Genomic DNA, 25,051 nt, shown 5'->3' with positions numbered 1-25,051 from the left:
AATGAAAGCAGTGATCCCCGTAGCGGGCCTTGGTACTCGTATGTTACCAGCCACTAAAGCAATTCCTAAAGAAATGCTGCCAGTGGTAGACCGTCCTTTAATTCAATATGTAGTAAACGAAGCCGTTGCTGCAGGCATTAAAGAAATAGTGTTAGTAACTCACTCAAGTAAAAATTCAATCGAAAATCACTTCGATACGAGCTTTGAACTAGAAGCTACTTTAGAAAAGCGTGTAAAGCGGCAACTACTTGCCGAAGTGCAAGCAATCTGCCCTAAAGACGTAACCATTATCCACGTACGCCAAGGTGAAGCAAAAGGCTTAGGCCACGCTATTAGTTGTGCTGCGCCTATTATTGGTAACGAACCGTTTGTAGTTATTTTACCAGATGTAATTATTGACGATGTAGAGAGCGATCTTAAAAAAGATAACTTAGCAGAAATGATCGCTAATTTTGAGAAAACCAAGCACAGCCAAATTATGGTAGAACCAGTACCAATGGCACAAGTTAACCAGTTTGGTGTGGTTGATTTAGGTGATGTTGACCTAAAGCAAGGTGAAAGCTCGCCAATTCTTAATATGATAGAAAAGCCGCCAGTAGATGAAGCCCCATCGAACTTAGCTGTAGTGGGTCGATACGTATTAAGCGAAAATATCTGGCCGTTACTTGCAAAAACTCCGCAAGGTGCAGGCGACGAAATTCAATTAACTGACGCAATTGCGATGTTAATGGAACACGAAAAAGTAGATGCATACGCTATAAAAGGCCGTAGCCACGATTGTGGAAGTAAAATTGGTTATTTAAAAGCAACGATTGAATTTGCACTTCGTCGCGATGAATTTGCTGATGAATTAAAATCATTTATTAAAAAACTGATTTAACAGTTAATGTAAATCATGAAAGGCGCCTATATCGGCGCCTTTTTTATGAGTTTTATCAGGCCTGTTTATCTTTCGAGGTTAAATTTGCAGCAGGCTGTTTGGTATTTAGGCAAGGCAGAGCCGATGTAGTGTGGTTATTCCCCATAAATAGGCGATAACGTAGCATAGATGCCAAACATGCGCTGCCCGAAGGGTTCTGCCTCGGGGCAATTTACTCTTTGTTGCCTACATGGATGTAGGTAAGGGGCGTGAGCAGGACGCGGAAGCTTTACTCGGTTTTTACTTATTCTTACAGGGATGTAAGTCAGTAGAATAACGCAGGAGCAGTTATCGAGCCCACTAGGTTACAAACCTCGCGCCGCGATTAAATGGCCCCTAGATTGAAAAAATTTTAATCCTGAAAGGTCAACAGGCCCTAGAATAAAATAAGAAAGGGGCCTCTCTAAAAATAAAATTTTTAGGCCATTACAGACATATTGTTATTTATGTTGTAAAGTTTGTGTTAACTGGCATTGAATTTGTATTAAATAATGCTCTCAAGGAAGGGTGGGAGTATGCAACGTTGTGTTTTACAAAACACTGACAAGCATGCGAAGAGCTAAGTTTTATAGCTCACAGCTTAAATAAAGTTAAACGCTTTCTTGTGAGAATGTTTAACTGAAATGTAGTGAAAACACTGCTTTCAGGACAGCAAATACATGTTTATATATAAAAAAAATAACATTGGGTTTTTACTTAGCTTGCTAATGCTTTTATTTGGCACAGCATGCAGCGTTACGCCTGAAATAAAAACCATTGACGAACAACCTCAAAGTAACTCGCCAGACTACGTCTCAATTACAGCCTTGGAGCTTGCTCAGCTAAAAGATGCTGCAATGCAGTGGCAACAAGCACGCGAAGGTATAGAGCGAATTTTAAGATTAGAAAAAGAAATAACTTACCTCGTAAATCATATTGATATTATAAACAGCAAAGCTATTGCGCAGTCTAATCAAGGGTATAGCAGCAAGTCTGTACGCTCACCTCGAAACACACGTAATGTTAAATCACGCCAACAAGTTAAACAAAACTACAGCAATAAAAAACAAGCTGTAAAATTAAATAAACCAAAACATGTATTTGCTTTGCAGGTAGCTTCGGTTGACTCAGAGCAAGGTGTGGCTAAAGCATGGCAAGAGCTAAATACTAAAGCAGCACCATTGTTTAGAGACAAAATACTGACTAACGTAGAAACCGCCAAAATAAACGACAAAATGTTTTATAGACTAAAGTTAGGCTCTTACCAAAACTTTAAAAATGCGAAAGCCGACTGTGACGTATTTAAGCTGTACAAACTCGATTGCATAGTAAGTAACTACACAGATAAACCGGTTAAACTTTAAAATATTGGATTATAAGGTCTTTTTTGGCTTGTTTTTTGCTTTGTTATTTTTACATAGTGCTAAATGGTTTTTAATCAGTTGAAACATTTTATTTTATACGTGGGATTAGCTCTTAGCCTTATGGGGTGTAGCAGTCAAAATACTGACACTAATCAGTTAGATGATATGGTCCGTATGCAAGAGATAAAGCCTTACCTTGAACAATGGGACAGCAGTAAAGAAAAAATAAATCGTTTAAGTGATATTGAAGAAGACCTGTTAATGTTAATTCAAGCTCTATCCGCACAAACCGATATTGATGCGGTGCCAGAGCCACTTAAAGGTGATGTTAAGCATATAAAGTACGGAAGTGAAAATATTGCTCATATAGCAACAGAATCCATAGAAAGCAAAAGTATTATTGATGCGAAAAAAATAAGTTACAGTGTTCAAATTGCTAGGTATATGAATGCTAAAAGAGCTGAAGCACAAGTGCAGCGTTTACAGCAGCAATATCCACAATTAAGTGCAATTTTGCAATATCAAATAAATGCGCAAACTAAAAATTCAGTTACGCTCTATAACCTGGTAGCTGGGCCCGTTCAAACTCAAAAGCAAGCTGCGCAGTTGTGCATGTTTTTTTTCAGGCTAGGGAATAGGTGTAAATTGACCACTTTTAAAGAAGGCTAAATACAAAAACAGTTTACTTGTTTTGAATATTTAATAAAAAATATATTTTTTCTAAATATTTCATGGACTCTGCCGATACTTAATGTAACCTGACTAAGGTTAATTAAATATATTTAAGGGACAAATTATGAACAATCTTTTTACTAAAGTAGCTTTGGCTGCATCTATCACTGCACTTTCTTTAACCTCTTCAGCAGTAATCGCAGAAACAGCGAATGCAGTTGCATCTGTACAAGTACAAAATTCATTTGACTTTGAAGTTGGGGATCCAATGAACTTTGGTATTGTTCGAGTAACTAATGGTGGAGATGCTGCAGATTTTGCTTCAGTAGTACTTCCTGCATTAGCGGGGAGTAACCCAACTTATATAGCAACAGCTGGAACTACAAATACAGATGCTGAAATTAGTGTTTTAGATTCAACGGATTTCGCACCAGCGACTTTTACAATTTCAGGTGCTTCAAATTTTACAGATATACTGATCCAAAGTGTTACTGATGTAGATATGACTACGCAAGATTCTGCACCTGGTGGGCCGGGCTTTACGTTATCTGATTTTACATATTATGTAGTTGCGGGCAGTAATACCGCAGATACAGGATCCATTGATGGCTCGACTAGCACTGTAACGACAGATATTGATGGTACGGCAACATTTAGTGTTGGAGCAACATTAACTACAGATAAAACAGTATTTACAGAGTATGGCGATGTTTCATACACAGGAGATGTAGCTGTAACTGTTGAATACCAATAAGAGAATAGTTGGGATTAGGGAATAATGTTAAAATACTCATGTTTATTGATTATATTTTCTTCATTTAGTGCTGTATCCCAAGTGACTATTTTCCAACAGCTTAATTTTGGAACCGTGGTTGTTGCCAAAAACGAGCGTGTAAGTACACTTGAACTACTGCCTAACGGGCGTAGTTCAAGTACCAATGACATTCATATAATTGAAGGTGGCGAGGTGGCTGAAGTATTAATTGAAAACTTTCCGCCTAGGGTACAGCTTATAATTTCTGACACCGTTAACGATATGCCACTTACAAGCACTAGTGGTGGCAGCTCGTTTATTCTTAATAAGCTATTATATCGAAATGACATAGTAACCAATGGGTTAGGAACTGCAGAGGTTCATATTGGAGGCCTAATTAGCACATCAGGTAATAACAGTGATTATTTCGATGAACAGTTTAAATCAATAATTCAAATAACAATAGAATATTAATTATTTAATAGTAAAGGACTTTACTAATGAAGCGACATTTTGTCATCGTAATTTTACTTCTACAAATTTTTTTTAGTTTTTCAACCTACGCAAATCTACTTATATCTCCAACTAGGATTGAATTTGACGATCGTCAGCGAGTCGCTAAGATAATACTTATTAATAGCAGCGATGACTATAAAACTTACCGTTTAGAGTGGCAAGAAAAACAAGCTAAACAGTCGGGTGGGTACAAAACCTTAAAGGCGGTTGCTGAAAACCCAAAATCGTTAAGTAATATGATACGAATGAGCCCCTCACAAGTGAGATTGGCTCCAGGCGAACGCCAAATTGTAAAGCTTGCATTGCGTAAACCTAAAGGTCTGGCTATTAATGAATATCGCTCTCACCTTCTATTCAAAGCTTTACCCAGTGATAGTAAGGTAAAAGAAAGCGAAGGAGTAGGTGTTAATGTTAATTTTATCTTAAGTTATTCTATTCCTGTTATTTTACGACAGGGTAAATTGGCTTCCCCAAATGTACATATAGAAGAATTAAAGCTTGCGAAAACTAAATCAGGTAAAGTCGATTCTATTGAGTTTACTATGGCAAGAAATGGTAAGTATAGTTCATTTGGTAAACTGGAAGCGTATTTCAAAGCTAAATCAGATGAAAAAGAAAAAAAGGTTTCAATACTTAACGACTTCAGTATCTACCCTGAGTTAAATACAAAAAGTTTAAGTATGTCTTTATTAAAGCCTGACATGTTAACCCCCCCAGGTACTCTTAGAGTTATATATAAAGGGTTAAATAAATATAGCAAACATACTTTTTTTAATGAAGTTTTTTCTATTGATGAAAGTGGTTCTGTCACTGCTATAACTAATTAATATTGATTATAAAAATGCGTATATATTTACTTTTTACTCTTTTACTTATAATGGCACTTCCTACGTGCGCTAAAGATAGTAAAAAGCAAATTAATGTAGACGACATTTTACTTAATATAGAAAAAAAATGGTCTTTATATGAGTCATCTAAAAATTTTAATTCAAGTAATAAAAACTTACAGATTAGTAAAAATAATAAAGCCGATGAACCTTTAGTTGGTATACCCGCAGGTGAACTATTAGTGTTATCGGCGAGATTGGATGATTTATATTTAGGCGAAATTATCGCTATAAAAAGCCCTAATAGCGCATGGATTGAGCTAAGTAGTTTTATTGAACAGCTGGATTTTGCGATTGAGGTTAATAATGAAATTAAACAAGCTAAAGGGTGGTTCATTAGCGAAGAAAACCACTTTGAACTGGATGTTAGTTCTCAAGTTGTGAGAGTTAAAAATAATACATTTTCAATTAAGCCAACTGATTATTATATTGATAATGGCGATGTTTTTATTTTAACAGAGCAGTTAAATAATTGGTTTGGGACTGGCATAAAATTAGACTTTGGTGCATTAAGACTAGATCTAAACCCTAGTACCACTCTACCCATTGAACAAAAAATTCTTCGTGAACAACGTTTGTTTTTTTCTAACAGCAACAAAACTAATCCAACCCTTCCATGGAAAGCCAGCCCCTACAAGATGCTTTCAAACCCTGTTGCTGATATTCAACTGAGTTTGACAGCGAGTAATTCGCAAAACAATTTTTCCTATTCCGTTTTAGGCGCTCAAGATTTAGCTTATATAAGTACTGAATATTATCTAGCTGGGCAAAGTAGTGATTTACTGAATGACTCACGATTAAGTTTTTTACGGCAGATTGAAGGTGAAAACCTGTTTAATATTAGTAATATTGAGTTTGGGGATATATTACCAGTAAGAGTCGCCGGAGGACCGAGTAGCTATTATTCTCGGGGCCTTAAAGTTGGCAACAAACCATTAAACAAAGAAATAAATGGCGACTTAATAACGCTTAGTGGTGCAATTTCTGCTGGCTGGGATGTAGAACTATACAGAAATAATATTCTGATTGATCAACAGCTAAGCCTAGCTGATGGACGATATTACTTTGAGGATGTCGAGCTATTATTTGGTGCTAATACATTTGAGCTGATTTTTTACGGTCCACAAGGGCAGATTGAGCGAAAATTAGAAGAGTTTATTATTGATGGCAATAGTCTGAACAAGGAAGATGTTTATTATGAATTATCACTTACTCAGCAGGGTGACAAATTATTAGAAGAAAATGTAAATAATGATAGTGGCTGGTTGTTGTCTGGACGTTATGAGCAGGGAGTGACTGATTATTTATCTATTTATACTGGTGGGACTAAATTGTTTGATGTTGATAGGCCTGATGAAGAGTTAAATTCTTACACATTTGGCAGTAATCTTAGTTTGTTAAATAAATATTTGATAAATTTTAGCTATAACAGAAATAGCGAAAGTGAAACAGATTTAGGGTTGTCACTTCGAACTGAATATAATGAGCAGTCATTGCGATTTGGAGTTACAAAATATTCAAGATTAACAAACAGCTCAGTTTATCCAAACCACTTAAGTGATAACCAATCAATCTCATTTAATATGTCAGGGAATTTAATGCGTAACTCTTTTGGCAGTATCAATTACCAAAATAGCTTTTATAGCAACGAAGTCGATGAAGGAAATAATTCGTACACATTTGGTAATATTCTAAATTATTCACTAGCTGGCTTCAGTATAAATAACAACCTTCAATTCAGTCATTTTAGTAATGACTCAGATGACACTGTGTTTGGTCGAAGTATATTACAAAAACGTTTTGGAGCACTAGGTACTCGCTTTAGTTTAGGTTATTTAATAGACCCTGACACCGAAATAACTGATTATGAAGTTCAATTAAATCGCTACTTTTTCAACTTTTTAGATGGTGAGTTAAAGTTAAAAAAACAATTAACCAGTGGACTGAAATCAGCTGAATTAGGGTTAAATTGGTATACAGATTTTTTAACTTTATATAGCAGTATTGACTACAACTCTAAAGGTGAGTGGAAAGTTGGCTTATTTAGCCGCTTTAGTTTAGGTTATGATAGCAATAATAATGATTATTATATTAATAAGCGCAGCTTGGTTAATAATGGCTCGTTACTAGTTCATGTGTATATTGATGAAAATAATAATGGTGTTTATGACGAAGGTGAAAAAAATCTCGAAGGAATTAAAGTTAAAGGTTTACAGAACTACCGAAGAGCAATTACAGATGAAAGCGGTATGGCTTTATTATCTGGAATGCCCGCTAATTTAACCACCGATATAGTGATTGATTCTGACAGTATTAGCGAACCATTTTTAGTTGCAGCAAATGATGGCTTTTCTATAACCCCCCGTGCAGGTTTTGTTGAATATATGGAAATACCGCTTAATAATAGTAGCGAGGTTGAGGGCACTGTTTACAAACAAAGTGAACAAGGTAACAGTGAAGTACAGCCGTTCGCCACGATTAAATTACTCGACAAATTAGGTAAACAAGTGGCGCAAACACAAGCGGCTTATGATGGGTATTATTTATTTACAGATTTACGGCCAGGTCAATATAAAGCCGTAATAGATGATGAGTTTAAAGAGCGTAAATCCTTAAAAAATACACAACAAGTAACTGTAAACTTACCAGCGCAAGGTGAGGTAGTGATGGGGGTTGACTTCGAACTGAGAGAAAAGACACAAACGCCAGCGTATATTGCTAATGCAGGTGGTTTTTCATCGTTGTCAATTATGAAAGCGTATTACCAATTGATAAAGCGCCATTTGGATGAACAATCAAGGCGTGATGCGTTTTATATAAAAGATAACGAACAAAATCGTTATATTTTAGCTGTTGCTTACGCCGATTCAGAGCAAGAAAAACTTGAGCAGGTATGCAATAAATTAACTGCTAAAGGGCTAAAGTGTAAAATTCAAGCGCAACTTATCAGCCACTAATACTAACAAGGTTTAACCATGTATTTCATTAATTTATCTAAACACAATTTAGTAGTTATGACCTCTCTTGTAATGCTTGTTTTATCGGGCTGTAGTAGCACAACTAAACCAAGCGAAGTAGCAGCGACAAATCAAAAAGGCACACGTATTTCAGCAGAAGAATTGGCACAGTTAAAGGCTTCTTCTCAGCAATGGCAGTCTGCAAAAGAAGGCGTTGAGCGGTTATTAATTATAGAAGAAGATTTAAAATTATTAATAAGCCAACTTAATGCAGTGGTAAAGCAAGAAGGCGACTCAAATGAGGCAGTGCGATCAGTAACAATTAGCCCGTTAAAAAAAGTAGAAGAAAAACCTCAAACAGCAATAACAAAACCGGCAATAAAAATAGAAAAAACATCCCAAATGCTATCGTCTCCAGTAATAGCAAAAGCAGAAAAACCAGTATTAAAACCTGAAGTTGATGAAACTAATAAGGTAAAAAGAATAACACCAGCCAGTAGTGAAAAAGCTGAATATATACCTGCAACAGCACGGTACGCACTACAAGTTGCAGCTGTTACAGATAAAACGCGCTTAAAGCAAAGCCTAAATGAAATAAAAAATAACAGTCCAGAGCTATTTCAGGGACCGTTTATTGCCAATATAGAGAGCGTCGACATTGGTGGTGTAACTTTTTATCGTTTAAAGCTAGGCGCTTATGAAACCCAAGCTAATGCAAAAGCGGGTTGTGATAAACTTAAAAAACGAGAGATTAATTGTGTAGTTAGCCACTACACGCAAGCACCATTAAATAACTAGGCATAATAATTGCTTCATCCTAATTATGTTTTAATGAGGATGGCAATTATGCGCCTTTTACTGCCTTTATTATTTTTAAATTTAGCTGCTTGTAACTTGGTGCCACCGCCAGAACCAAGTGTGCCTACAGATGCACCTAAAGCGGCCATGGCTCCTTTTACGGTTAATGACTATGTAGTTAATTTAACGTCGCAACTTAACCACCTAAACGGAGCATTAAATGCTAATGCACGTGTTGGCGTTAGTAGCTTCTTTTATGCAGATGCACTAGATACAAAATTGGTGACAGGGCAGGCCTCAGGATTAAGTCAGCAGATCCAAGAAAGTCTGCTTACACAATTTACTCAACTGGGTTATCACACCGTTGAATACAGACTTGGGAATAACCTCTCTTTATCAGAAAACTCAGACAGTATTTTAAGTCGCGATTTAAGTAAATTACGTAATCGCCAAAATATTGACTTAGTTATCACAGGAACAGTGACTCGCCAGCAGCATGCATACATAGTTAATGCACGGCTTGTGAATATAGAAAATAAACAGGTGCTCTCTGCGGGAAGTACCGAGATCCCAATTAATGTAATGTGGGGCAATGAGAAAATTCAGCAGCGTGACGGACTTTTATACCGAAGCGAATACTAATTTGGAGCACAAAATGAAAAACCTATTAATTACATTATGCTTACCACTGGGCTTTGGTTGCTCTCAAATACTAGGCACAATGAATACAGACACCACAACACCACAAAGTGAGCAAAGCAATCAACTGGTGAGTAACCAACGCGACGTTGCAGCGCCTGTTTCTGACGATAACTTATTTCAGTCAGGAATGGCTCCACAGGATAACTACACAAAAGCAACACCGCCAATGCGCAAAAATATTAACCATTATGTGCGCGGCATAATGCAAGACATGGTTGAAAACTTACAGTACGTAAGTGAACAAACACCGTTAGCTGTTTCGAGTTTTGTTTTTTTAGATGAAGACTACAACGATGGTAGCTTACTAGGGAACCAAATTGCAGAAAGCTTCATGCATGAATTACACAGCTTTGGTGTACCCGTTATTGATTTTAAAACAACTGATTATATGCGTGTTACCTCAACAGGCGACTTTGTATTTAGTCGCGACTATTTAGAGCTAAATCAAGATCAAAACTTTAAATATGTACTTGCCGGTACGCTTGTAAACCATCAAGGTGGTGTACTTGTTAATGCACGTATTGTTGGGCTAGAAAGTAAGGCCGTAGTAGGTTCTGCACAAGGGTTTATTCCACAGTCGGTTGTTGATGCGCTTAATAGTAGTTATCGCACTGATGGCATAATGTTAAAACAAGCAAGCAAGTGAGATAATTATGTATAGTAAATTATTTAACCGCTTTATCGTTTTTTTTGCTTTAGCTAACTTAGCAGGTTGTGCCTTTACTCAAAATAGTGGAAGTGCTGAAATTAATACGCCTTCAACCACACAAGTAAATTATGACCTAGCAAGCATGCTTAAAATAGCCGAGCAAAAATCAACTCAAGATGATGTTAACGGTAATCAATTTACACCACTTCAGCACCATAAAACACTTGCTAACTATGTAGAGCAAATGGCACTTGATTTGGTTGATACGCTTGAATTTGAAAGTGATACCGACACCAATATTAATATTGCCGTTACTACCTTGGTCGATCTTGATTCATCGCTTACTAAAAGCAATCAATTGGGTAATCAAATTTCTGAAACGTTAATTCATCAGTTACAAAAGTTTGGTTATGGCGTGGTTGATTTTAAAACAACCCAAACAATAGATGTAAATAGCCGTGGTGATTTTGCTTTTTCGCGCGATATTGAAAAGCTTAGCGAAGAGCAAATGGCGAGCCATGTATTAGCGGGTACATTAATTTATCGCAATGATGCTGTTGTTGTAAATACACGTGTAATTAACGCGCATACAAAAAAAATCGTCGCGAGTAGTCGAAAACTAATCCCAATTTATGTACTAAATAAAGAAGATATATACTTATCAAGCAATTAAGTTCAGTTGTTGCTTGATATAAAAAACCAGATGCCGTTATAATTCACATCTCTAAGCACACAGCTTATTTGTGGCCTCTTAGTTAAATGGATATAACGGCCCCCTCCTAAGGGGCAGTTGCAAGTTCGATTCTTGCAGGGGCTACCAATTAAATCAATGAGTTATATTTTAACTTCCCTTCCTTATACTTTGTGTATAGCGTATATGTAGTAGTGTTGCACTTTTTAATTAAAGGCGTTTAAAGCTTCTTGCTCACATTTTTCACGCTCTGAAACCATGGCTTCAAAGTCGGCTTGAATTTGTGCTAGAACAGTTGGTGGGTTAAGTCGTTTGATTCTTTTAAATTGAATGCTTTCTTCTTCATCATAGGCGAGTATTGCTAAAGTGATTTTTTCGCGTTCGATACCATTTGAAAATATTCCTTCGGCATCTAATTGTATGAGCACTTTTTCCATTGTCGTTAGCCATTGATGCCAATTATCCATTGCTTCTATATCTGATTGAAACAAATCAATGCTGTCTTCTAGTTTTTGGCACTCTAGAGTTGTTTCATCAAAGTATTCGGAATAATCCTCAAGCATCGGGTAATCCTCAGGGTTCCATTTAGCCATGTAAAAGCTACTTACATCGTTGTTGTACTCTGCTTCAAATACTTTTTTTAAATCCGATAAGGTATTAAACATTGGCAGTAGTGAGTAGCTACCTGTGTGGTAAAAGCCCATTACATAAAGATCGTTACCGTATTTTTGTATAATGTTTTTAAATGCTTTTTTAGTATCTTGATAAAGTGTTTTTTCGAAGTTTTTAGTATCTAACATGAGGTCATTATTTCTTTTATTAGTACAGAAATTTATATGAAAAAGAGAGCGATTAAAACTCACTCTACTAAAATGAAATAACCAGAGCTATTATATAACCCTGGTTATTGTAAGTTAATATTAACCATCACTTGTAATTGTATCAATTAATTCACTAAGCACGGCTTCAGATTGACTTGTTTCTACTTGGCAAGTACCTGCATTTAAATGACCACCACCGCCGTATTTAAGGCACAGTTCGCCAACATTGGTGTTTGAACTGCGGTTAGTTATTGATTTACCTATGGCATACACTACGTTTTGTTTTTTAAGGCCCCACATTTTATGAATCGAGATATTGCAGTCGGAGTACATGGCATAAATAACAAATCGGTTTGTGGCGTAAATTGTTTCTTCTTGGGTTAAATCAAGAACCACTAAGTTTTTATGAACGATAGCGCATTGAGAAATTTGTTCTTTAGCTTTTTCGTTATGCTCGTTATATAAAGCAACACGTTCGGCTACGTCTTCCATTTTTAGGATTTCTTCGATGCTCTGATCTTTACATGCATCAATGAGTTTCATCATTAATTGATAATTTGAAATTTTAAACTCGCGAAAACGGCCAAGGCCTGTTCGCGCATCCATAATAAAGTTCATTAATACCCAATCTGTTGGGTTTAATATTTCGTCTTTTGAAAACTGAGCAGCATCGCCTTTATCAACAGCGTCCATCATTTCAACAGAAATATTTGGAAGTTTTTCAGCGCCGCCATAATAGTCATAAACTACGCGTGCTGCTGATGGCGCTTCTGGATCAATAATATGATTTTTTATGTCGCTTGAGTTACGAACGGTTTCGCTAAGATGATGATCGAATGCTATGTGGCAGCCTGCAACGTAGGGGAGGTTGGTCGTGATGTCGTTTTCGGTAATGTCTATTTTGCCATCTTGCATGTCTTTTGGATGAACAAACAAAATATCATCAATTAGGTCTAAGTCTTTAAGCAATACGGCACAAACTAAGCCATCAAAATCGCTGCGAGTGACTAGTCTAAATTTATTATTGGGCATAGCTATTCCATCTTTTTTAATTGAATTATCAATTAAGTGTAACAGCTAAAATTTTTTTTGAGAGGTCAGCTTAAAAAAATTATAAAAAAAAGCCAAAACGTTAGTTTTGGCTTTTGCTTAGCAAGTTTGTATGTGTGGTAAATAGGTTATGCGCCTGGGCCACATTCCATACATGAATTTACAATGTCTGGGCCAAATTTAAGTTTGGCATTTAAGTCGCGAAGGGCGGTACGTAACCCTTCTTCAATTACTGGGTGGTAAAATGGCATATCAAGCATTTCTGGTACGGTCATTTTGTTTTGTACAGCCCATGCTAGTAAGTGAGCAATGTGTTCGGCTTGTGGGCCAATAAACTCAGCACCTAAAAATAAGCCTGTGCCTTGCTCTGCATATACACGCATATGACCTTTGTTTTTAAGCATTACTCGGCTTCGGCCTTGATTTTCAAAGCTGACTTCGCCTACTTCAAAACAACCGCATGGGCCTAAACGGTCGGTAATTTGCTTGTAGCTTTCGCCGACCATTGCTATTTGTGGGTCGCTAAATACGGCTGCAATTTTTGCTCTACGCAGACCTATACGTACATCTGGGAAGCGCCCTGCATTTTGACCTGCAATAGCACCTTGGTCAGATGCCTCGTGTAACAATGGGAGCATGTTACTCGCATCGCCTGCTATAAATATGTTTGACTCACCACACTGCATTGTGTGTGTGTCTGCGTGCGGTACGCCGCGCTCATCAAGTTCAATGCCGGTGTTTTCAAGGCCTAGTTTATCTACGTTTGGTACTCGGCCTGTGGCTGCAAGTACGTAGTCAAACTGTTCGGTGTGTTTTTCACCTTGTTTGTCGGTGTAAGTTAGCTGTGCTTTATCGCCAACTTGCATCATGTCAGATACGTTTGAGTCGGTATCTACAAAAAATTCTTCAGCAAAAACAGTATTCGCATAGTCTTTTACTACAGGGTCTGTAAGTGGGCCAATTGCGCCGCCTACACCAAATAGTTTTACATTTACGCCTAGTCGGCTAAGTGCTTGGCCAATTTCAAGACCTATTACACCAGGGCCAAATACAGCGACTGATTCTGGTAGGTCATCCCAATCAAATACGTCGTCGTTTATAATAAGTTTGTCGCCAAAGTTATTAAATACGCCGGGGTATGAAGGGCGTGAGCCGGTTGCAATTACAAAGCGTTTTGCTGTAATAATTGTGTGGTCGTCTATTTGTACGCGGTTTGTGTCTAAAAATTTAGCGTAACCACGAATTTTATCACCCTCTGGTAATTCATCTACGGCTTCTACTACGAATCCTGCAAAACGATCTCGTTCACTTTTAACGCGTGCCATAACTGCTTTGCCATCAATAACTGGCTTTGAGCTATGAACACCAAATGCAGGTGCCATTTCAATTGCGTGTGCGGCTTCGGCGGCTGCAATCAATAACTTGCTTGGCATACAACCAACACGTGCACATGTGGTGCCGTATGGGCCTGATTCGATCATTAATACATTTTGTGTGAACTGTTTAGCATTACGATAAGCACTTAAACCAGCAGTGCCTGCGCCTATAACAACAACATCGGTTTGCAATTCTTTCATAGTATTTTTTCCTCTAATAAATAGGGGCATAAAAGCCCCTATTTTTTACCTACTTACGTTAGGCATTTAATTTACTTATTGATTAAGCAAAGTATTTTTCTAAGTCGTCTGAACCACCGATGTGTTTACCACCAATGAATATTTGTGGAACAGTTTCACGACCAGATACAGCTTTTAGACTTGTTAGTGATGCGCCTGCACCCATAACAATCTCTTCATATGCGAAACCTTTCTCTGCAAGAAGCTCTTTCGCTTTTTTACAGAAAGGACAGCCAGGTTTAGTAAAGATGCTTACTGGTTCTGGTTTAGCTTGCTTAGGGTTGATGTAATCAAGCATTGTGTCTGCGTCAGATACTTCAAACGGGTCACCTGGTAAATCTGGTTCGATGAACATTTTGTCAATCACGCCATCTTTAACAAGCATAGAGTATCTCCAGCTGCGCTTACCAAAGCCTAGGTCGTTTTTGTCTACTAACATGCCCATGCCGTCAGTAAATTCGCCGTTGCCGTCTGGTAATAAAGTAATGTTTTGCGCTTCTTGATGCTCAGCCCATGCGTTCATTACAAAGGTATCGTTTACTGATAAACATACAATTTCGTCAACGCCGTTTTGCTTAAGTACGCCTGCTAATTCGTTATAACGTGGTAAGTGAGTTGATGAACATGTCGGTGTGAATGCACCTGGTAGTGAAAACACTACAACAGTTTTACCTTTAAAAATGTCATCTGTTGTTACTGATTTCCAATCATTATTTTCGCGAGTTGCAAATGTAACACTTGGGATTGTTTGACCTTCGATATTGTTTAACATAGTTTTTGTTCCTCTTGATTTGTTGATAGCCATTATGGTGAATAATTAAATATAGTTCCAATCGTTTGTTTGTATTAAACTGATAGTTATAAACTATCACGTAGAGCTGAATATGAACTTAAAAGATTTTGAATATGTAAAAGCAATAGCGCAATATAAGCATTTTCGCAAAGCTGCCGATGCATGTTTTGTTAGCCAGCCTACATTAAGTGGTCAAGTAAAAAAACTCGAAAATGAGCTTGGCGTTACTTTGTTTGATCGCTCAACCAAACAAGTCACCTTAACAGCAAAAGGTGAACGTTTGTTGACGCAAATAGAAATTATTTTAGAACAAACGCAAATACTCAAAGAACTTGCTGCTACTTCTAACGAGCCTCTACAAGGTAAATTAACTATTGGTATTATCCCTACCATTGCGCCTTACTTGTTGCCTGCGTTATTAACATCAATGAAAGCGGCATTTATTGATAGCCAGTTTTCGTTTATTGAGATGCAAACAGCAACAATTTTAGAAGCTTTAAACAAGGGTGAACTCGACTTTGCTATTCTAGCTGATGTGCCAGAGCTTATTAATTACCATACGGTTGCTTTATACAAAGAAGATTTTTTAGTGGCGGTATCACACGATAACGCGCTTTCTAAGCATAAAAAAGTAGCGCTGAGCGATCTTCAAGGATGCAGCCTATTAATGTTAAGTGATGGTCATTGCTTTAAAGATCAAGCCCAAAAGTTTTGTTTTTCCGCAGGGGTCGATGTATCTAACCAGTATAAAGGTAATAGTTTAGAAACATTATTAGCGTTAGTGGCTATGGATGACGGTATTACATTTGTACCAAAGTTAGCATGTACCGACCGTGTAGGGATTGATTACTTGCCTATATTCCCTAATCAGCAGCGTAATGTGGTGTTTGCATGCAGAAAGCATTATCCGCATTTATCTGGTGTAGAACAATTGGGCGAGTGGTTATCGGCTCACCCTAATTTAAAAGCTAAATTGAGTAAAAAACTCTAAAGATCTTGGCTGATTATTTCTACTACATCGTTAATTTGCACGCCAGGTAGTGGTTTGTCATCAATACTGACTGCTACTGCGGTTTGCTGATAAAGCTGCTCTACGCGAATTTTATTAAGCGTGGTGATGGTGTGCGGCATTACATTACCTGCCGCGTCGGTTAAATAGTTATGGTGCGCAATGCTTAGCATTTGGCCTTTTTTTAACCCATGAGCTTTACCCAAGTTAATAACGATTTTGCTATTTTCCATATGCATTATTTTACCTTGTGTAGGTAGGCATGCCATGGCTGCTTGAATATCATAACTCACTGATTGGTTGATATCGGTTATGCTTTGCCCATAAGGCGATTGCCAAAACCTATCACTATTAACATCCACTATGGTTGTTTTTTCAAATGGCCAAATTGCTTGAGTATGGTAACTATTTTGCCAAAGCTGCTCATAGGTAGTGCCATCAAATAGTGCAAACTCAATGTTGTAACTGCGCTCATACGCCTCGTCCTGCCAAAATGCATAATCGTTATTGAGTTTGTCGCTAGTCGAAAGGCTGGTTATTTGGCTAAGCAATACATATTGAGCGTTACTGCGCGAAGATATTTCTTCTAATTTAGCGTTTGAATAGTCGTGCTGCTGCGAAAAGTATTTATCAACGCTTATTGCATTATTATAGTAAGCAATAGGCACTGCGCTCATTTTTGATTTTTGCAGTGAGGTAAAAATATTTTTGCTAATCGCTTTACTTACGTCAAATATTTGACCCATTTTAGCGTGTTCACGATGAACAAGTTGGCTTTGTGTAACGGCCACAAACTTATTAAAACTATTTTGTGGGCATTGCTCTGTTTGAGAAAAAATATCGAGTCGTAATGTAATAGCAAATTTATTGTCGTATTTATTTTCGCTGACCAGTTCAATTTTTTGAATTTCGCCGTGGCTGCTAATTTTTAGCTGATCTTGCATTAACACGCCATCTACCAAGGTTTGCACCGAGCTAACCCGTGCGCCAGAGAACACTAACGCTTGTGTAATCGCATCTTTTATAGCGGCAGATTTGGCAGCGCTCGTATCACCATTTTGAACGTTCGCATGGCCCGTTGATTCATACCACTGCGCTTTAGTAAAAGGGGAGAACGTTAATAATGCCGTTGCACTTAACCCTGCAAATGCCAATGATAAAAACGACTTCATACTTTTACTCCAATTAAACGTTAGCTATTAACTAGGTAGAGCAAGGACTGTACCAATGTTATTTGGTAATACTATAAATGGCATTAAACGTGCATATGTACTGCTAATTACTATACAAGGGCTAGATGCTATGCGAGCGATTTCATTACTTATTACACTTGGGTGTTTAACCTTAGGTGGTTGTAGCAGCGTTTTTGATAAGCATGTTGAATATAAATATGTAGAGCCAAATAATTACCCAGTTTTAAAAGCGATAGGGTATGCACCTATTAGCTTACAAAAAGGCGCTAACGCGTCGCAAAAGCAACTTATGGCAATTAAAGCTTCTAAGCTTGAGGCTTACCGCGAGCTTACTGAACAAGTATATGGGCAAAAAATTACCGCAGGAACAACGGTGGAAGGTTCAATTGCTCAAGACGATTACTTAGAAAGTAAAGTGCAGGGGCTCATTAAAGGTGCGCAAATTATAAAAACGTATGCTGTTGATGATACCTATGTAACCGAGCTTGAGCTCAACATGAAGCGTGTGCACGATTTATACATAGGTGAAGTAAAACCACGCGAAGTTAAAAAAGTAACGTACTACTAAAAAAGTTATTCAAAATATCTCATCCTCTTATATTGAGTGCTATGCTGTTGTTAGGATTAATTTTTAAGCAGATTGCGTAGTGCTCAACAGATGTATTTTATTGCCACTTATATTAACAGTGGCTCTGTAAATGGCGTTTAAGCCAACTCATTTAAATCCTAAATTATTTATATGGTGCAAAGCCAATTTGCGCTACCTATTGTTGTTTTTTGTACTCTCTAGTGGCGTGCTTGCAAGCCGACTAACTATTCAATTTAATACCTTTATTGAGCTGATGGGTCAAAAATATGGACCTGCGCGAGCGGCTGTTGCACGTAACTGGCAAAGTATGTTGGTACAAACTCAAAATAAACCAGAACAACAACAAATTCTTATTGTTAATGATTTTTTTGCGCGTAATTTACGCTATCAAACTGATATTTTGCTATGGAAACAAAACGATTATTGGGCAACCCCTTTAGAAACGTTAGGCAGAGGCTTAGGTGATTGTGAAGATTACGCAATAGCAAAGTATATAAGCTTAAGAGCCCTAGGGGTGAGCGACGACAAGTTACGTCTTATCTATGTAAAAGCAAAAATTGCGGGCACTAACAAAACGCAAGCACATATGGTGTTAGGTTATTTTGCTACACCAAACGCTCAGCCACTTATTTTAGACAGTTTAATAACAAAGGTTTTACCTGCTGCAAAACGTGTAGATTTAAGCCCAGTGTTTAGCTTTAACAGCCAAGGTTTATGGGCTAATAATTCAACCAAAAGTGTAGCCAGCCCAACAGCAAGACTTTCACGCTGGCGTAAAATTTTGGAGCAGACAACCAAAGAAGGAGTTATGTGGTAATGGCATCATTTTCCTTATCTAAGTACCTTAAAAAACGAAAAATAACACTCAGGCAAGAGCTATGGATTGCTCTTTTAATTGTTATTTTTGTAGGCTTTATAAGTAGTGTTTTAATTAGCACTAATTCGGCTAAAAGTTATTTTTCGACCCAGCTGTACTTAAAAAATGTAGATAACGCCAGTTCACTTGCGTTAATGATTAGCCAATTAGACAAAGACCCCGTTGAGCTTGAATTATTAGTATCGGCCACATTTGATACCGGTCACTATAAGCGAATAGAACTACAAGACCCTAATGGTGAGGTGATTGTTAAACGCACGTTTACCGATGAACTTAAAGCGACGGCTCCACAGTGGTTTAGATCAATTTATGCATTAAATGTAGAGCCAGGGGTTGGGCAAGTAAATGATGGTTGGCAGCAGTTTGGTACTTTGTTTATAGAAAGCCATAGTCAATATGCTGAGCAAGCCTTATGGGAAAGTGCGCTTAAACTATTTTTCAGTTTTTTAATTGTTGCTTTTTTTGCTTGTATAGTTAGTGCTTACTTTTTAAGTAGGATATTAAAACCACTTGATGATGTTGTGTATCAGGCTAATGCATTTGGTGAAAAACGTTTTATTAAATCGAGCGTTCCTCGCACTTTTGAGTTTGCCCGTTTAGTGCAATCAATGAACCAGTTATCTACTCGTTTTAGCCGTATTATTAAAGAAGATAATAAACGTTTAGAAGAGCTTAGATTTAAATCGCAACACGATGAGCTAACTGGTTTAGCAAATAGAGAATACTTTGGTGCAACGCTTGAGGCTCACTTACAAAAATCGAAAGATCATGCCCATGGGGCCTTGTTTTTATTTAGGGTTGTTAACCTCGATCGAGTAAGTGAGGAAGTGGGACGAGTAGAAATGGTTAACTTTCTACGTCGATTTTCACAGATGTTGGTTAGCTTTTTAGAGAGTAACCAAGAACACTTTTCTGAAAATTACATTGCACGTATTTCTCACAGCGATTTTACAGTTTTATTTAGTGATATTGATAATATTCAAGCAATCAGTGAGCGTATTTTATTGATGCATCAATCGTTTGTTGAAGAGTATAAAAACGTTAAGCTAGCCATACCTCACAGCTGTACTTATATTCAAAAAGACGATACACGATTTGACGTACTAAAACGTGTTGATGAATTACTAAAAGCGGGAAATATAAAACAAGGCGTTGTAAGAGCTAAAATAGTTGAAAATAAACAAAAAAGTAATTTGTTTGATGATGCTGATAGCTGGAAAAGTGAAATAGAGTCAGCCTTAGATAACCAAACACTCGAAATAAATACCTATCCAGTTATGAGCTTTTCAGGGCAATTAATACAAAGTCAATTAGGACTTAGCTTAGAGTTAGGCGGAAAGTTATATCGTGCAAGTTATTATTACCAGTGGGCTAACCGACTAAAGTTATTAGCGCGTTTAGATTGGGGTTTAATCAAGGCGTTGGTTGCCCAGTACAACGCTGAACCACCAAGTGAACTGATTTCGGTTGAATTATCTGCACAAACACTACTTGATGATGCTGCGCTTGCTTCGATACTTACATACTTGTCAGCGTTTCCTGATTTAGCCTCTAAAATTTGTTTTGATATTCGTGAAAGTATTGCCGTTAGCGAAATTGAGATATTCAAAGATTTTTGTGAGCAGGCACGGTGCATGGGCGCTAAAGTAGCATTAAAACGTGTAGGCCCTGAATTTACTAAAATTAATAAAATTCAGGAGTTTGGTCTTGAAATGATTAAGGTTGATAGCGTTTACGGCCACAATATTAGTTACAGCCAAGATAACCAAACATTCCTGCGAGGAGTGTGCACGTTAGCGCATTCAATTGGCATTAAAGTGGTGGCTCAAGGTGTAACAAGTCAAGATGATATAGATACGCTTATTAACTTAGGTTTTGATGGGGTTATCAAAGAGTAAGTAACAGGCATTAACCGTGCGGTTAATGCCCCTTTACAACTAACATTAATTGAATGCGGTCGCGTACTTTTAGCTTATTAAATATAGAGCTCATATGCTCTTTAATTGTACGCTCCGTAATACTTAAAGATTCTGCAGCTTGCTTATTAGTTGCACCTGTTACAACAATATCAACTACTTGGCGTTCTCGTTTTGTGAGTAACTCAAGCTCGCATGTGCTCGCATATTTAAACGGTGTGTTTGATAAAGCCCCCACTAAGTTAGAGAGCAATTGCCCCGGTAACCATATTCCGCCAGAGCAAATAGTCTCAAGTACTTGTTCGATAATTACTTTAGTAGCTAGCGCTTCTACGTAGCCCCTAGCTCCTGCTTCAAGCGCACTTCTTAGTTGATTTATTTCTAGTTCGTTGGTCATAACAATAACCAGTAAACGTTGCTGAGAATACTTTTTAACAAGCTCAAGCCAATTAGGTGTTCCGGCCAAAACCCAAATAATACTTGATGCCGTGACTCTGTGTGGTTCTTTTGTGCATATCAAACAACCAGGAAACGCTGTATGCCAGTGTTTCGATTCAAATTCAGGCTGTGTAATAAAAATACTTTGGCGCATTACTTCTCCATTTATAAAATGTTTTAACGCTCTGTCATTGCTTGCGATGTAGCTCTAAGAACCGGTTTTAAAATATACTCAAGTACGGTTTTTTTACCGGTAATAATATCCACTTGAGTGGTCATTCCTGGAATAATAGTTAGTTCTTTCGAAAAATTATTTTTGGTAGTTTTTAGCTGCACTAAATAAAAGGTGTTTTCGCGGTCATCCGTAATTGTATCGGCACTTATATGTAATACTTCGGCTTCTAGGCCACCATATACGGCAAAGTCATAAGCACTAAATTTTATCATTGCAGATTGCCCAGGGCGTAAAAATGCAATGTCTTTAGGTGGTATTTTTGCCTCTACAACAAGTTGATCGTCAAGCGGCACAATTTCCATAACATCACTACCGGGCTGTAAAATACCGCCAACAGTATTAACTAATAATCGTTGTACAGTGCCTTTAACAGGAGAGCGTATTTCAGTTTGAGTTACTTTATCGGCTAAGCCAGATTCGGTTTCTTTAATTGAATCTAATCGCAGTAGCGCTTCAGAGAGTTCATTGTTCCAGCGGTTAATCATAACGAGCTCAACTTCAGTTACCTTATTTTTAGCTTCGTTAATGGCCGAAAGACTCCTATTTATAACGGCTTTGGTTCTGTTTATCTCGCCGTTTAAATCAACTATTTGACGCTCTAAACGAATAATATCTATATCCGAAATGGCACCGGTGCGTAACAATGGGCGGGTCACTTTAAGCTCCCTGTTTGTTAAGCGTAGCGCACTGGTATGCTGCTGAAGTGCCGCTTTTGCTTCAATATAATCTTGGTGTCGCTGTTCTAGTTGGCGTTTGTGAATGCTTACCTGTTGCTCTAGCTCTTGGCTGTTACTTAAATAAAGAGAGCGTTCGTGTTGAACCACCTGAGGTGCATTTTTTATAACATCTTCGCTAAATACGAGCTCCTTTTTTTGAGTGAGGGCTCTGAGCCTTGCAACTTTTGCACTTAACGATTCAACCTTGGATTGGTTTTCTCTAAAGCTAGAAATAAAGCGGGTAGGGTCTATCTTAATAAGTACATCACCCTCGTTTACTATTTGACCTTCTCGGACATTTATTTTTTCGACCATACCGCCGTCATAAGATTGAATTAGTTGTAGTTTATTAGAGGGAATAACCCGTCCCTCGCCACGAGCAACTTCATCCAAATTAGCAAAGCCAGACCACACAATAAGGCATATAAACGTTAAACAAATTAAATAAAGCAGTAACCTAGCGCTTGCTGGCTCTTGCTGCATTTTTTCCCACTGTGCATCTACTACCCAGTCTTTAGTATTTGGCGGTGAGATCCATCCTTTAAATAGTTTATTAAATACGGATGGCTTCCCTTGTTTTCTTGCCTCAATTGCTTTGCTAACAGATTCAAAAGAGCGTTGTTCAAGTGGTTTTTTGTTATCACTCATGAGGCTTGCTCCACGGTTTTATTATTTAACGCCGCAATTACTTTTTGTTTTGGTCCATCAGCAACCACCTTTCCGTTATCTAAAACTATAATACGGTCAACAAGCTCGAGTAATGATGAGCGGTGAGTCACCACAATTAGGGTTTTATCTTTAGAATAATCTTTTAAATTGTTAATAATTTTACTTTCACTATTGTGATCTAGCGATGAGGTTGGCTCATCTAGTAATAGTATTGGCGGATCGTTAATTATGGCTCTTGCCATACCTACAGCTTGGCGTTGCCCTCCTGATAATTGGCGGCCTTGCTCGCCTACTTGTAGATCAAATCCGTCTGGGTGCGAATTAATTAAATCAAATAATTGGCTTCGCTCACAGGCTTCAATAATTTGCTCGTCTTTGGCATGCCAAGCGCTTATCGTAAGGTTGTCTTTTAAGGTCCCATAAAAGAGGGCAACGGTTTGCGGTACATAACCAATATTATGGCGAAGCTCTGCAGGGTCAATTTGATGTATATCGTTATTGTCCATCAAAATTGCTCCAGAACAGGGTTCGTATAGCCCTAAAATAAGCTTTTCTAATGTACTTTTACCTGAGCCATTACGTCCTAAAATAGCGACTTTTTCACCTGCTTTAATTTTAAAACTAACGCCGTTGAGTGCATTATGAGATTCGTCAGAGTATTTAAAACAGACGTCTTTAAATTCTATATCACCTTTTAAAATTGGGTGGCTTAGCCAGTGCTTACCCGGTGGACGTTCAACCTCTTTTTCCATAATTTCGTTCAGTGATTGCATTGCTATTGCCGCGTGATGATACTGCGCTAATACGGCGGCTGACTGCCCAATAGGCCCCATAGCACGAGATGATAATAAGTAAGCTGCAATTAATCCGCCTTGAGTTAGCTCACCTTCAATAACGAGGTGTACGCCTATTATCATTATTATCACGCCTACACATTGCTGTATCCACGATGCTGTATTTGATATGGAGCTTGAAACGAGTCGGCTTTGTGCGTTTACTTGCGCAATGTAAATGGTCGACTTTTCCCATACAGATTGTGTTTTACACTCTGAGTGAAAGCTTTTTACATCTTCAATATTGGTTAAACTTTCTACTAATACTGCATTTCGCATTGAGCTTGCTTTCATTGTTTGCTCTGAAAGAGCTTCAAGTTTGCGGTGTGCGGCTATAGCGTAAGCTAATAATATAAGTGCGCCCGCTATAATGGGTAAACTTAGAGGTACGCCAATAATGGCGATAACAATTAAATATAAAACTACGAATGGTAAGTCGACTAATGCGACAAGCGTTATGGAGCTAAAAAAGTTACGTACAGCTTCAAATGATTGAATATTGCTAGCAAAGGAGCCCGCTGATGATGGACGGTTTTTTAGTTTCATACCTAATACCCGCTCCATAATTACAGCCGATACTTTTACATCTATTCTACTTGCAGCAAGCTCTACAAAGTAGCCTCTTACTAAACGCAATACAAAGTCAGCAGTGAGTGCTATTAAAATACCAATGGCAAGTACCCACAGGGTTTCTGTTGCATGGTTGGGCACAACGCGGTCATATACGTTCATTACAAATAAAGGCATAGCAACCGACAAAAAGCCCAAAGCAATAGCCGAAATGATCACGTCTTTATAAAGTGAGCGGCATTCTTTAATTACTCCCCAAAACCATCCGTCTTTTGATAGTTTTTCAAGTACAGGTGTTCGCTCATCAAATGCAAATTCTGGTTGAGCATAAATAACTAAACCAGCACTGTTGCCTGCTAACTCATCAATGTTTTGTTCGACAACTGATTCAGTAAGTTCTGGGTAAATTACGCTCACCAGTTGCTTATCGTAATCAATAGAGTTAATAACACAGGCTTGGTTATCTTTTAAAATTAAGATGGCAGGTAGCAGTGCTGTATTAATTTTTTGTAGTGGCTTATTAACAACTTTTGATTTAAAGCCAATGCGCTTTGCTGCGCGCGAAAAACCTGATGGAGTGAGGTTTCCATCAGTTAGAGGAAGTCCATTTAATAATGCTTCTCTTGAAAACTCTTTATCATGATGACGACATAAAACTGCTAGGCAGTCCACGAGTATGCCACCATGATCAAGTACATCGTTTAATTCCATAAACCATCCAATGTTATGTAGAACTGCATGCGGTTGTTATACCAACCTGCATAAATCTTTGATCAATTTAACGAATTAAATTGCACTATAACGTCGTTAAAAATTTTTTATTTAGAACAACTAGATA

The 25,051-nt window shown here is 37.8% G+C and carries 23 protein-coding genes and 1 tRNA gene; 16 read left to right on the top strand and 8 right to left on the bottom strand.

Going from position 1 to position 25,051, the window contains the following annotated elements; translation table 11 throughout:
- Position 1 precedes the first annotated feature (1 nt).
- The 12 genes from galU to L656_RS0107550 all read left to right on the top strand — a co-directional run bounded on the left by galU (position 2) and on the right by L656_RS0107550 (position 11,017).
- Positions 2-880: a UTP--glucose-1-phosphate uridylyltransferase GalU gene (galU, locus tag L656_RS0107605; protein ID WP_024598741.1), complete on the top strand. Its 879-nt coding sequence runs from the start codon at positions 2-4 to the stop codon at positions 878-880.
- A 698-nt stretch (positions 881-1,578) separates the two neighbouring features.
- A complete protein-coding gene (locus L656_RS0107600; protein WP_024598740.1) occupies positions 1,579-2,262 on the top strand; it encodes an SPOR domain-containing protein in 684 nt (227 codons plus the stop codon).
- Positions 2,263-2,382: 120 nt separating this feature from the next.
- A complete protein-coding gene (locus L656_RS0107595; protein ID WP_241763424.1) occupies positions 2,383-2,931 on the top strand; it encodes an SPOR domain-containing protein in 549 nt (182 codons plus the stop codon).
- A gap of 127 nt (positions 2,932-3,058) precedes the next feature.
- On the top strand, positions 3,059-3,688 hold the full coding sequence (locus L656_RS0107590; RefSeq protein WP_024598738.1) for a DUF4402 domain-containing protein: 630 nt from the start codon (positions 3,059-3,061) through the stop codon (positions 3,686-3,688).
- 24 nt (positions 3,689-3,712) lie between these two features.
- On the top strand, positions 3,713-4,162 hold the full coding sequence (locus tag L656_RS0107585) for a hypothetical protein (protein WP_024598737.1): 450 nt from the start codon (positions 3,713-3,715) through the stop codon (positions 4,160-4,162).
- Between the two features lie 26 nt (positions 4,163-4,188).
- Complete coding sequence (locus L656_RS0107580) at positions 4,189-5,031, top strand: fimbrial biogenesis chaperone (protein WP_024598736.1); 843 nt, start codon at positions 4,189-4,191, stop codon at positions 5,029-5,031.
- A 14-nt stretch (positions 5,032-5,045) separates the two neighbouring features.
- Positions 5,046-8,048: a carboxypeptidase-like regulatory domain-containing protein gene (locus L656_RS0107575; protein WP_139016063.1), complete on the top strand. Its 3,003-nt coding sequence runs from the start codon at positions 5,046-5,048 to the stop codon at positions 8,046-8,048.
- Between the two features lie 18 nt (positions 8,049-8,066).
- On the top strand, positions 8,067-8,846 hold the full coding sequence (locus L656_RS0107570) for an SPOR domain-containing protein (protein ID WP_024598734.1): 780 nt from the start codon (positions 8,067-8,069) through the stop codon (positions 8,844-8,846).
- A gap of 48 nt (positions 8,847-8,894) precedes the next feature.
- Positions 8,895-9,488: a FlgO family outer membrane protein gene (locus L656_RS0107565; RefSeq protein ID WP_007583140.1), complete on the top strand. Its 594-nt coding sequence runs from the start codon at positions 8,895-8,897 to the stop codon at positions 9,486-9,488.
- Between the two features lie 13 nt (positions 9,489-9,501).
- Positions 9,502-10,194, top strand: a complete 693-nt coding sequence (locus L656_RS0107560; protein ID WP_024598733.1) for a FlgO family outer membrane protein — start codon at positions 9,502-9,504, stop codon at positions 10,192-10,194.
- A 7-nt stretch (positions 10,195-10,201) separates the two neighbouring features.
- A complete protein-coding gene (locus L656_RS0107555; protein ID WP_024598732.1) occupies positions 10,202-10,870 on the top strand; it encodes a FlgO family outer membrane protein in 669 nt (222 codons plus the stop codon).
- A 72-nt stretch (positions 10,871-10,942) separates the two neighbouring features.
- Positions 10,943-11,017: transfer RNA gene (locus L656_RS0107550), tRNA-Arg, on the top strand.
- Between the two features lie 77 nt (positions 11,018-11,094).
- Here the strand turns inward: L656_RS0107550 and L656_RS0107545 are convergent.
- The 4 genes from L656_RS0107545 to L656_RS0107530 form a co-directional block, all read right to left on the bottom strand.
- On the bottom strand, positions 11,095-11,688 hold the full coding sequence (locus tag L656_RS0107545; protein WP_024598731.1) for a DUF4303 domain-containing protein: 594 nt from the start codon (positions 11,686-11,688) through the stop codon (positions 11,095-11,097).
- Between the two features lie 120 nt (positions 11,689-11,808).
- Positions 11,809-12,741 carry an exopolyphosphatase gene (locus L656_RS0107540; RefSeq protein ID WP_024598730.1) on the bottom strand — a complete coding sequence of 311 codons (933 nt, stop codon included), beginning with the start codon at positions 12,739-12,741 and terminating at the stop codon, positions 11,809-11,811.
- A gap of 146 nt (positions 12,742-12,887) precedes the next feature.
- The gene (locus L656_RS0107535; RefSeq protein ID WP_024598729.1) at positions 12,888-14,336 is read right to left on the bottom strand and encodes a dihydrolipoyl dehydrogenase; all 1,449 of its coding nucleotides are present in this window, start codon (positions 14,334-14,336) and stop codon (positions 12,888-12,890) included.
- Between the two features lie 82 nt (positions 14,337-14,418).
- The gene (locus tag L656_RS0107530; RefSeq protein ID WP_024598728.1) at positions 14,419-15,147 is read right to left on the bottom strand and encodes a glutathione peroxidase; all 729 of its coding nucleotides are present in this window, start codon (positions 15,145-15,147) and stop codon (positions 14,419-14,421) included.
- Between the two features lie 112 nt (positions 15,148-15,259).
- Between L656_RS0107530 and L656_RS0107525 the strand changes: the two genes are divergently transcribed.
- Positions 15,260-16,159 (top strand): LysR substrate-binding domain-containing protein, encoded by a 900-nt coding sequence (locus L656_RS0107525; protein WP_010553232.1) that lies wholly within the window; start codon positions 15,260-15,262, stop codon positions 16,157-16,159.
- On the opposite strand, the gene L656_RS0107520 is transcribed toward L656_RS0107525, so the two are convergent.
- A complete protein-coding gene (locus tag L656_RS0107520; RefSeq protein ID WP_024598727.1) occupies positions 16,156-17,349 on the bottom strand; it encodes a flagellar assembly protein FlgT in 1,194 nt (397 codons plus the stop codon). The two genes, L656_RS0107525 and L656_RS0107520, sit on opposite strands and share 4 nt — an antisense overlap.
- A gap of 130 nt (positions 17,350-17,479) precedes the next feature.
- Between L656_RS0107520 and L656_RS0107515 the strand changes: the two genes are divergently transcribed.
- The 3 genes from L656_RS0107515 to L656_RS0107505 all read left to right on the top strand — a co-directional run bounded on the left by L656_RS0107515 (position 17,480) and on the right by L656_RS0107505 (position 20,734).
- On the top strand, positions 17,480-17,938 hold the full coding sequence (locus tag L656_RS0107515; protein ID WP_008168853.1) for an LPP20 family lipoprotein: 459 nt from the start codon (positions 17,480-17,482) through the stop codon (positions 17,936-17,938).
- A gap of 130 nt (positions 17,939-18,068) precedes the next feature.
- Positions 18,069-18,776 (top strand): transglutaminase-like cysteine peptidase, encoded by a 708-nt coding sequence (locus L656_RS0107510; RefSeq protein ID WP_024589974.1) that lies wholly within the window; start codon positions 18,069-18,071, stop codon positions 18,774-18,776.
- Complete coding sequence (locus L656_RS0107505; RefSeq protein WP_024598726.1) at positions 18,776-20,734, top strand: bifunctional diguanylate cyclase/phosphodiesterase; 1,959 nt, start codon at positions 18,776-18,778, stop codon at positions 20,732-20,734. The genes L656_RS0107510 and L656_RS0107505 overlap by 1 nt, the downstream gene beginning before the upstream one ends.
- A 22-nt stretch (positions 20,735-20,756) precedes the next feature.
- Here L656_RS0107505 and L656_RS0107500 read toward each other — a convergent pair whose 3' ends face one another.
- From L656_RS0107500 to L656_RS0107490, 3 genes are read right to left on the bottom strand one after another with little or no spacing between them, the layout of a single operon-like run.
- Positions 20,757-21,344, bottom strand: coding sequence for a response regulator transcription factor (locus L656_RS0107500; RefSeq protein ID WP_024598725.1), 588 nt, complete (start codon positions 21,342-21,344; stop codon positions 20,757-20,759).
- A 23-nt stretch (positions 21,345-21,367) separates the two neighbouring features.
- Complete coding sequence (locus L656_RS0107495; RefSeq protein ID WP_024598724.1) at positions 21,368-22,789, bottom strand: HlyD family type I secretion periplasmic adaptor subunit; 1,422 nt, start codon at positions 22,787-22,789, stop codon at positions 21,368-21,370.
- Complete coding sequence (locus L656_RS0107490; RefSeq protein WP_024598723.1) at positions 22,786-24,924, bottom strand: type I secretion system permease/ATPase; 2,139 nt, start codon at positions 24,922-24,924, stop codon at positions 22,786-22,788. The genes L656_RS0107495 and L656_RS0107490 overlap by 4 nt, the downstream gene beginning before the upstream one ends.
- Between the last annotated feature and the right edge of the window lie 127 nt (positions 24,925-25,051).

It is taken from the genome of Pseudoalteromonas sp. TAE56 (assembly GCF_000497955.1).
In the GTDB taxonomy this organism is placed as follows: domain Bacteria; phylum Pseudomonadota; class Gammaproteobacteria; order Enterobacterales; family Alteromonadaceae; genus Pseudoalteromonas.
The sequence above is the reverse complement of the archived record's forward strand: the minus strand, read 5'-3'. Positions and strand labels throughout refer to the sequence as shown.

Bases quoted from the DNA above. Each gene is read 5' to 3' on its own strand.
- galU (WP_024598741.1), top strand. From the start codon at position 2: ATGAAAGCAGTGATCCCCGTAGCGGGCCTTGGTACTCGTATGTTACCA.
- L656_RS0107535 (WP_024598729.1), bottom strand. From the start codon at position 14,336: ATGAAAGAATTGCAAACCGATGTTGTTGTTATAGGCGCAGGCACTGCT.
- L656_RS0107580 (WP_024598736.1), top strand. From the start codon at position 4,189: ATGAAGCGACATTTTGTCATCGTAATTTTACTTCTACAAATTTTTTTT.
- L656_RS0107585 (WP_024598737.1), top strand. From the start codon at position 3,713: ATGTTAAAATACTCATGTTTATTGATTATATTTTCTTCATTTAGTGCT.
- L656_RS0107505 (WP_024598726.1), top strand. From the start codon at position 18,776: ATGGCATCATTTTCCTTATCTAAGTACCTTAAAAAACGAAAAATAACA.
- L656_RS0107500 (WP_024598725.1), bottom strand. From the start codon at position 21,344: ATGCGCCAAAGTATTTTTATTACACAGCCTGAATTTGAATCGAAACAC.
- L656_RS0107490 (WP_024598723.1), bottom strand. From the start codon at position 24,924: ATGGAATTAAACGATGTACTTGATCATGGTGGCATACTCGTGGACTGC.
- L656_RS0107565 (WP_007583140.1), top strand. From the start codon at position 8,895: ATGCGCCTTTTACTGCCTTTATTATTTTTAAATTTAGCTGCTTGTAAC.
- L656_RS0107510 (WP_024589974.1), top strand. From the start codon at position 18,069: ATGGCGTTTAAGCCAACTCATTTAAATCCTAAATTATTTATATGGTGC.
- L656_RS0107570 (WP_024598734.1), top strand. From the start codon at position 8,067: ATGTATTTCATTAATTTATCTAAACACAATTTAGTAGTTATGACCTCT.
- L656_RS0107495 (WP_024598724.1), bottom strand. From the start codon at position 22,789: ATGAGTGATAACAAAAAACCACTTGAACAACGCTCTTTTGAATCTGTT.
- L656_RS0107590 (WP_024598738.1), top strand. From the start codon at position 3,059: ATGAACAATCTTTTTACTAAAGTAGCTTTGGCTGCATCTATCACTGCA.
- L656_RS0107600 (WP_024598740.1), top strand. From the start codon at position 1,579: ATGTTTATATATAAAAAAAATAACATTGGGTTTTTACTTAGCTTGCTA.
- L656_RS0107545 (WP_024598731.1), bottom strand. From the start codon at position 11,688: ATGTTAGATACTAAAAACTTCGAAAAAACACTTTATCAAGATACTAAA.
- L656_RS0107540 (WP_024598730.1), bottom strand. From the start codon at position 12,741: ATGCCCAATAATAAATTTAGACTAGTCACTCGCAGCGATTTTGATGGC.
- L656_RS0107525 (WP_010553232.1), top strand. From the start codon at position 15,260: ATGAACTTAAAAGATTTTGAATATGTAAAAGCAATAGCGCAATATAAG.
- L656_RS0107530 (WP_024598728.1), bottom strand. From the start codon at position 15,147: ATGTTAAACAATATCGAAGGTCAAACAATCCCAAGTGTTACATTTGCA.
- L656_RS0107515 (WP_008168853.1), top strand. From the start codon at position 17,480: ATGCGAGCGATTTCATTACTTATTACACTTGGGTGTTTAACCTTAGGT.
- L656_RS0107575 (WP_139016063.1), top strand. From the start codon at position 5,046: ATGCGTATATATTTACTTTTTACTCTTTTACTTATAATGGCACTTCCT.
- L656_RS0107520 (WP_024598727.1), bottom strand. From the start codon at position 17,349: ATGAAGTCGTTTTTATCATTGGCATTTGCAGGGTTAAGTGCAACGGCA.
- L656_RS0107555 (WP_024598732.1), top strand. From the start codon at position 10,202: ATGTATAGTAAATTATTTAACCGCTTTATCGTTTTTTTTGCTTTAGCT.
- L656_RS0107560 (WP_024598733.1), top strand. From the start codon at position 9,502: ATGAAAAACCTATTAATTACATTATGCTTACCACTGGGCTTTGGTTGC.
- L656_RS0107595 (WP_241763424.1), top strand. From the start codon at position 2,383: ATGGGGTGTAGCAGTCAAAATACTGACACTAATCAGTTAGATGATATG.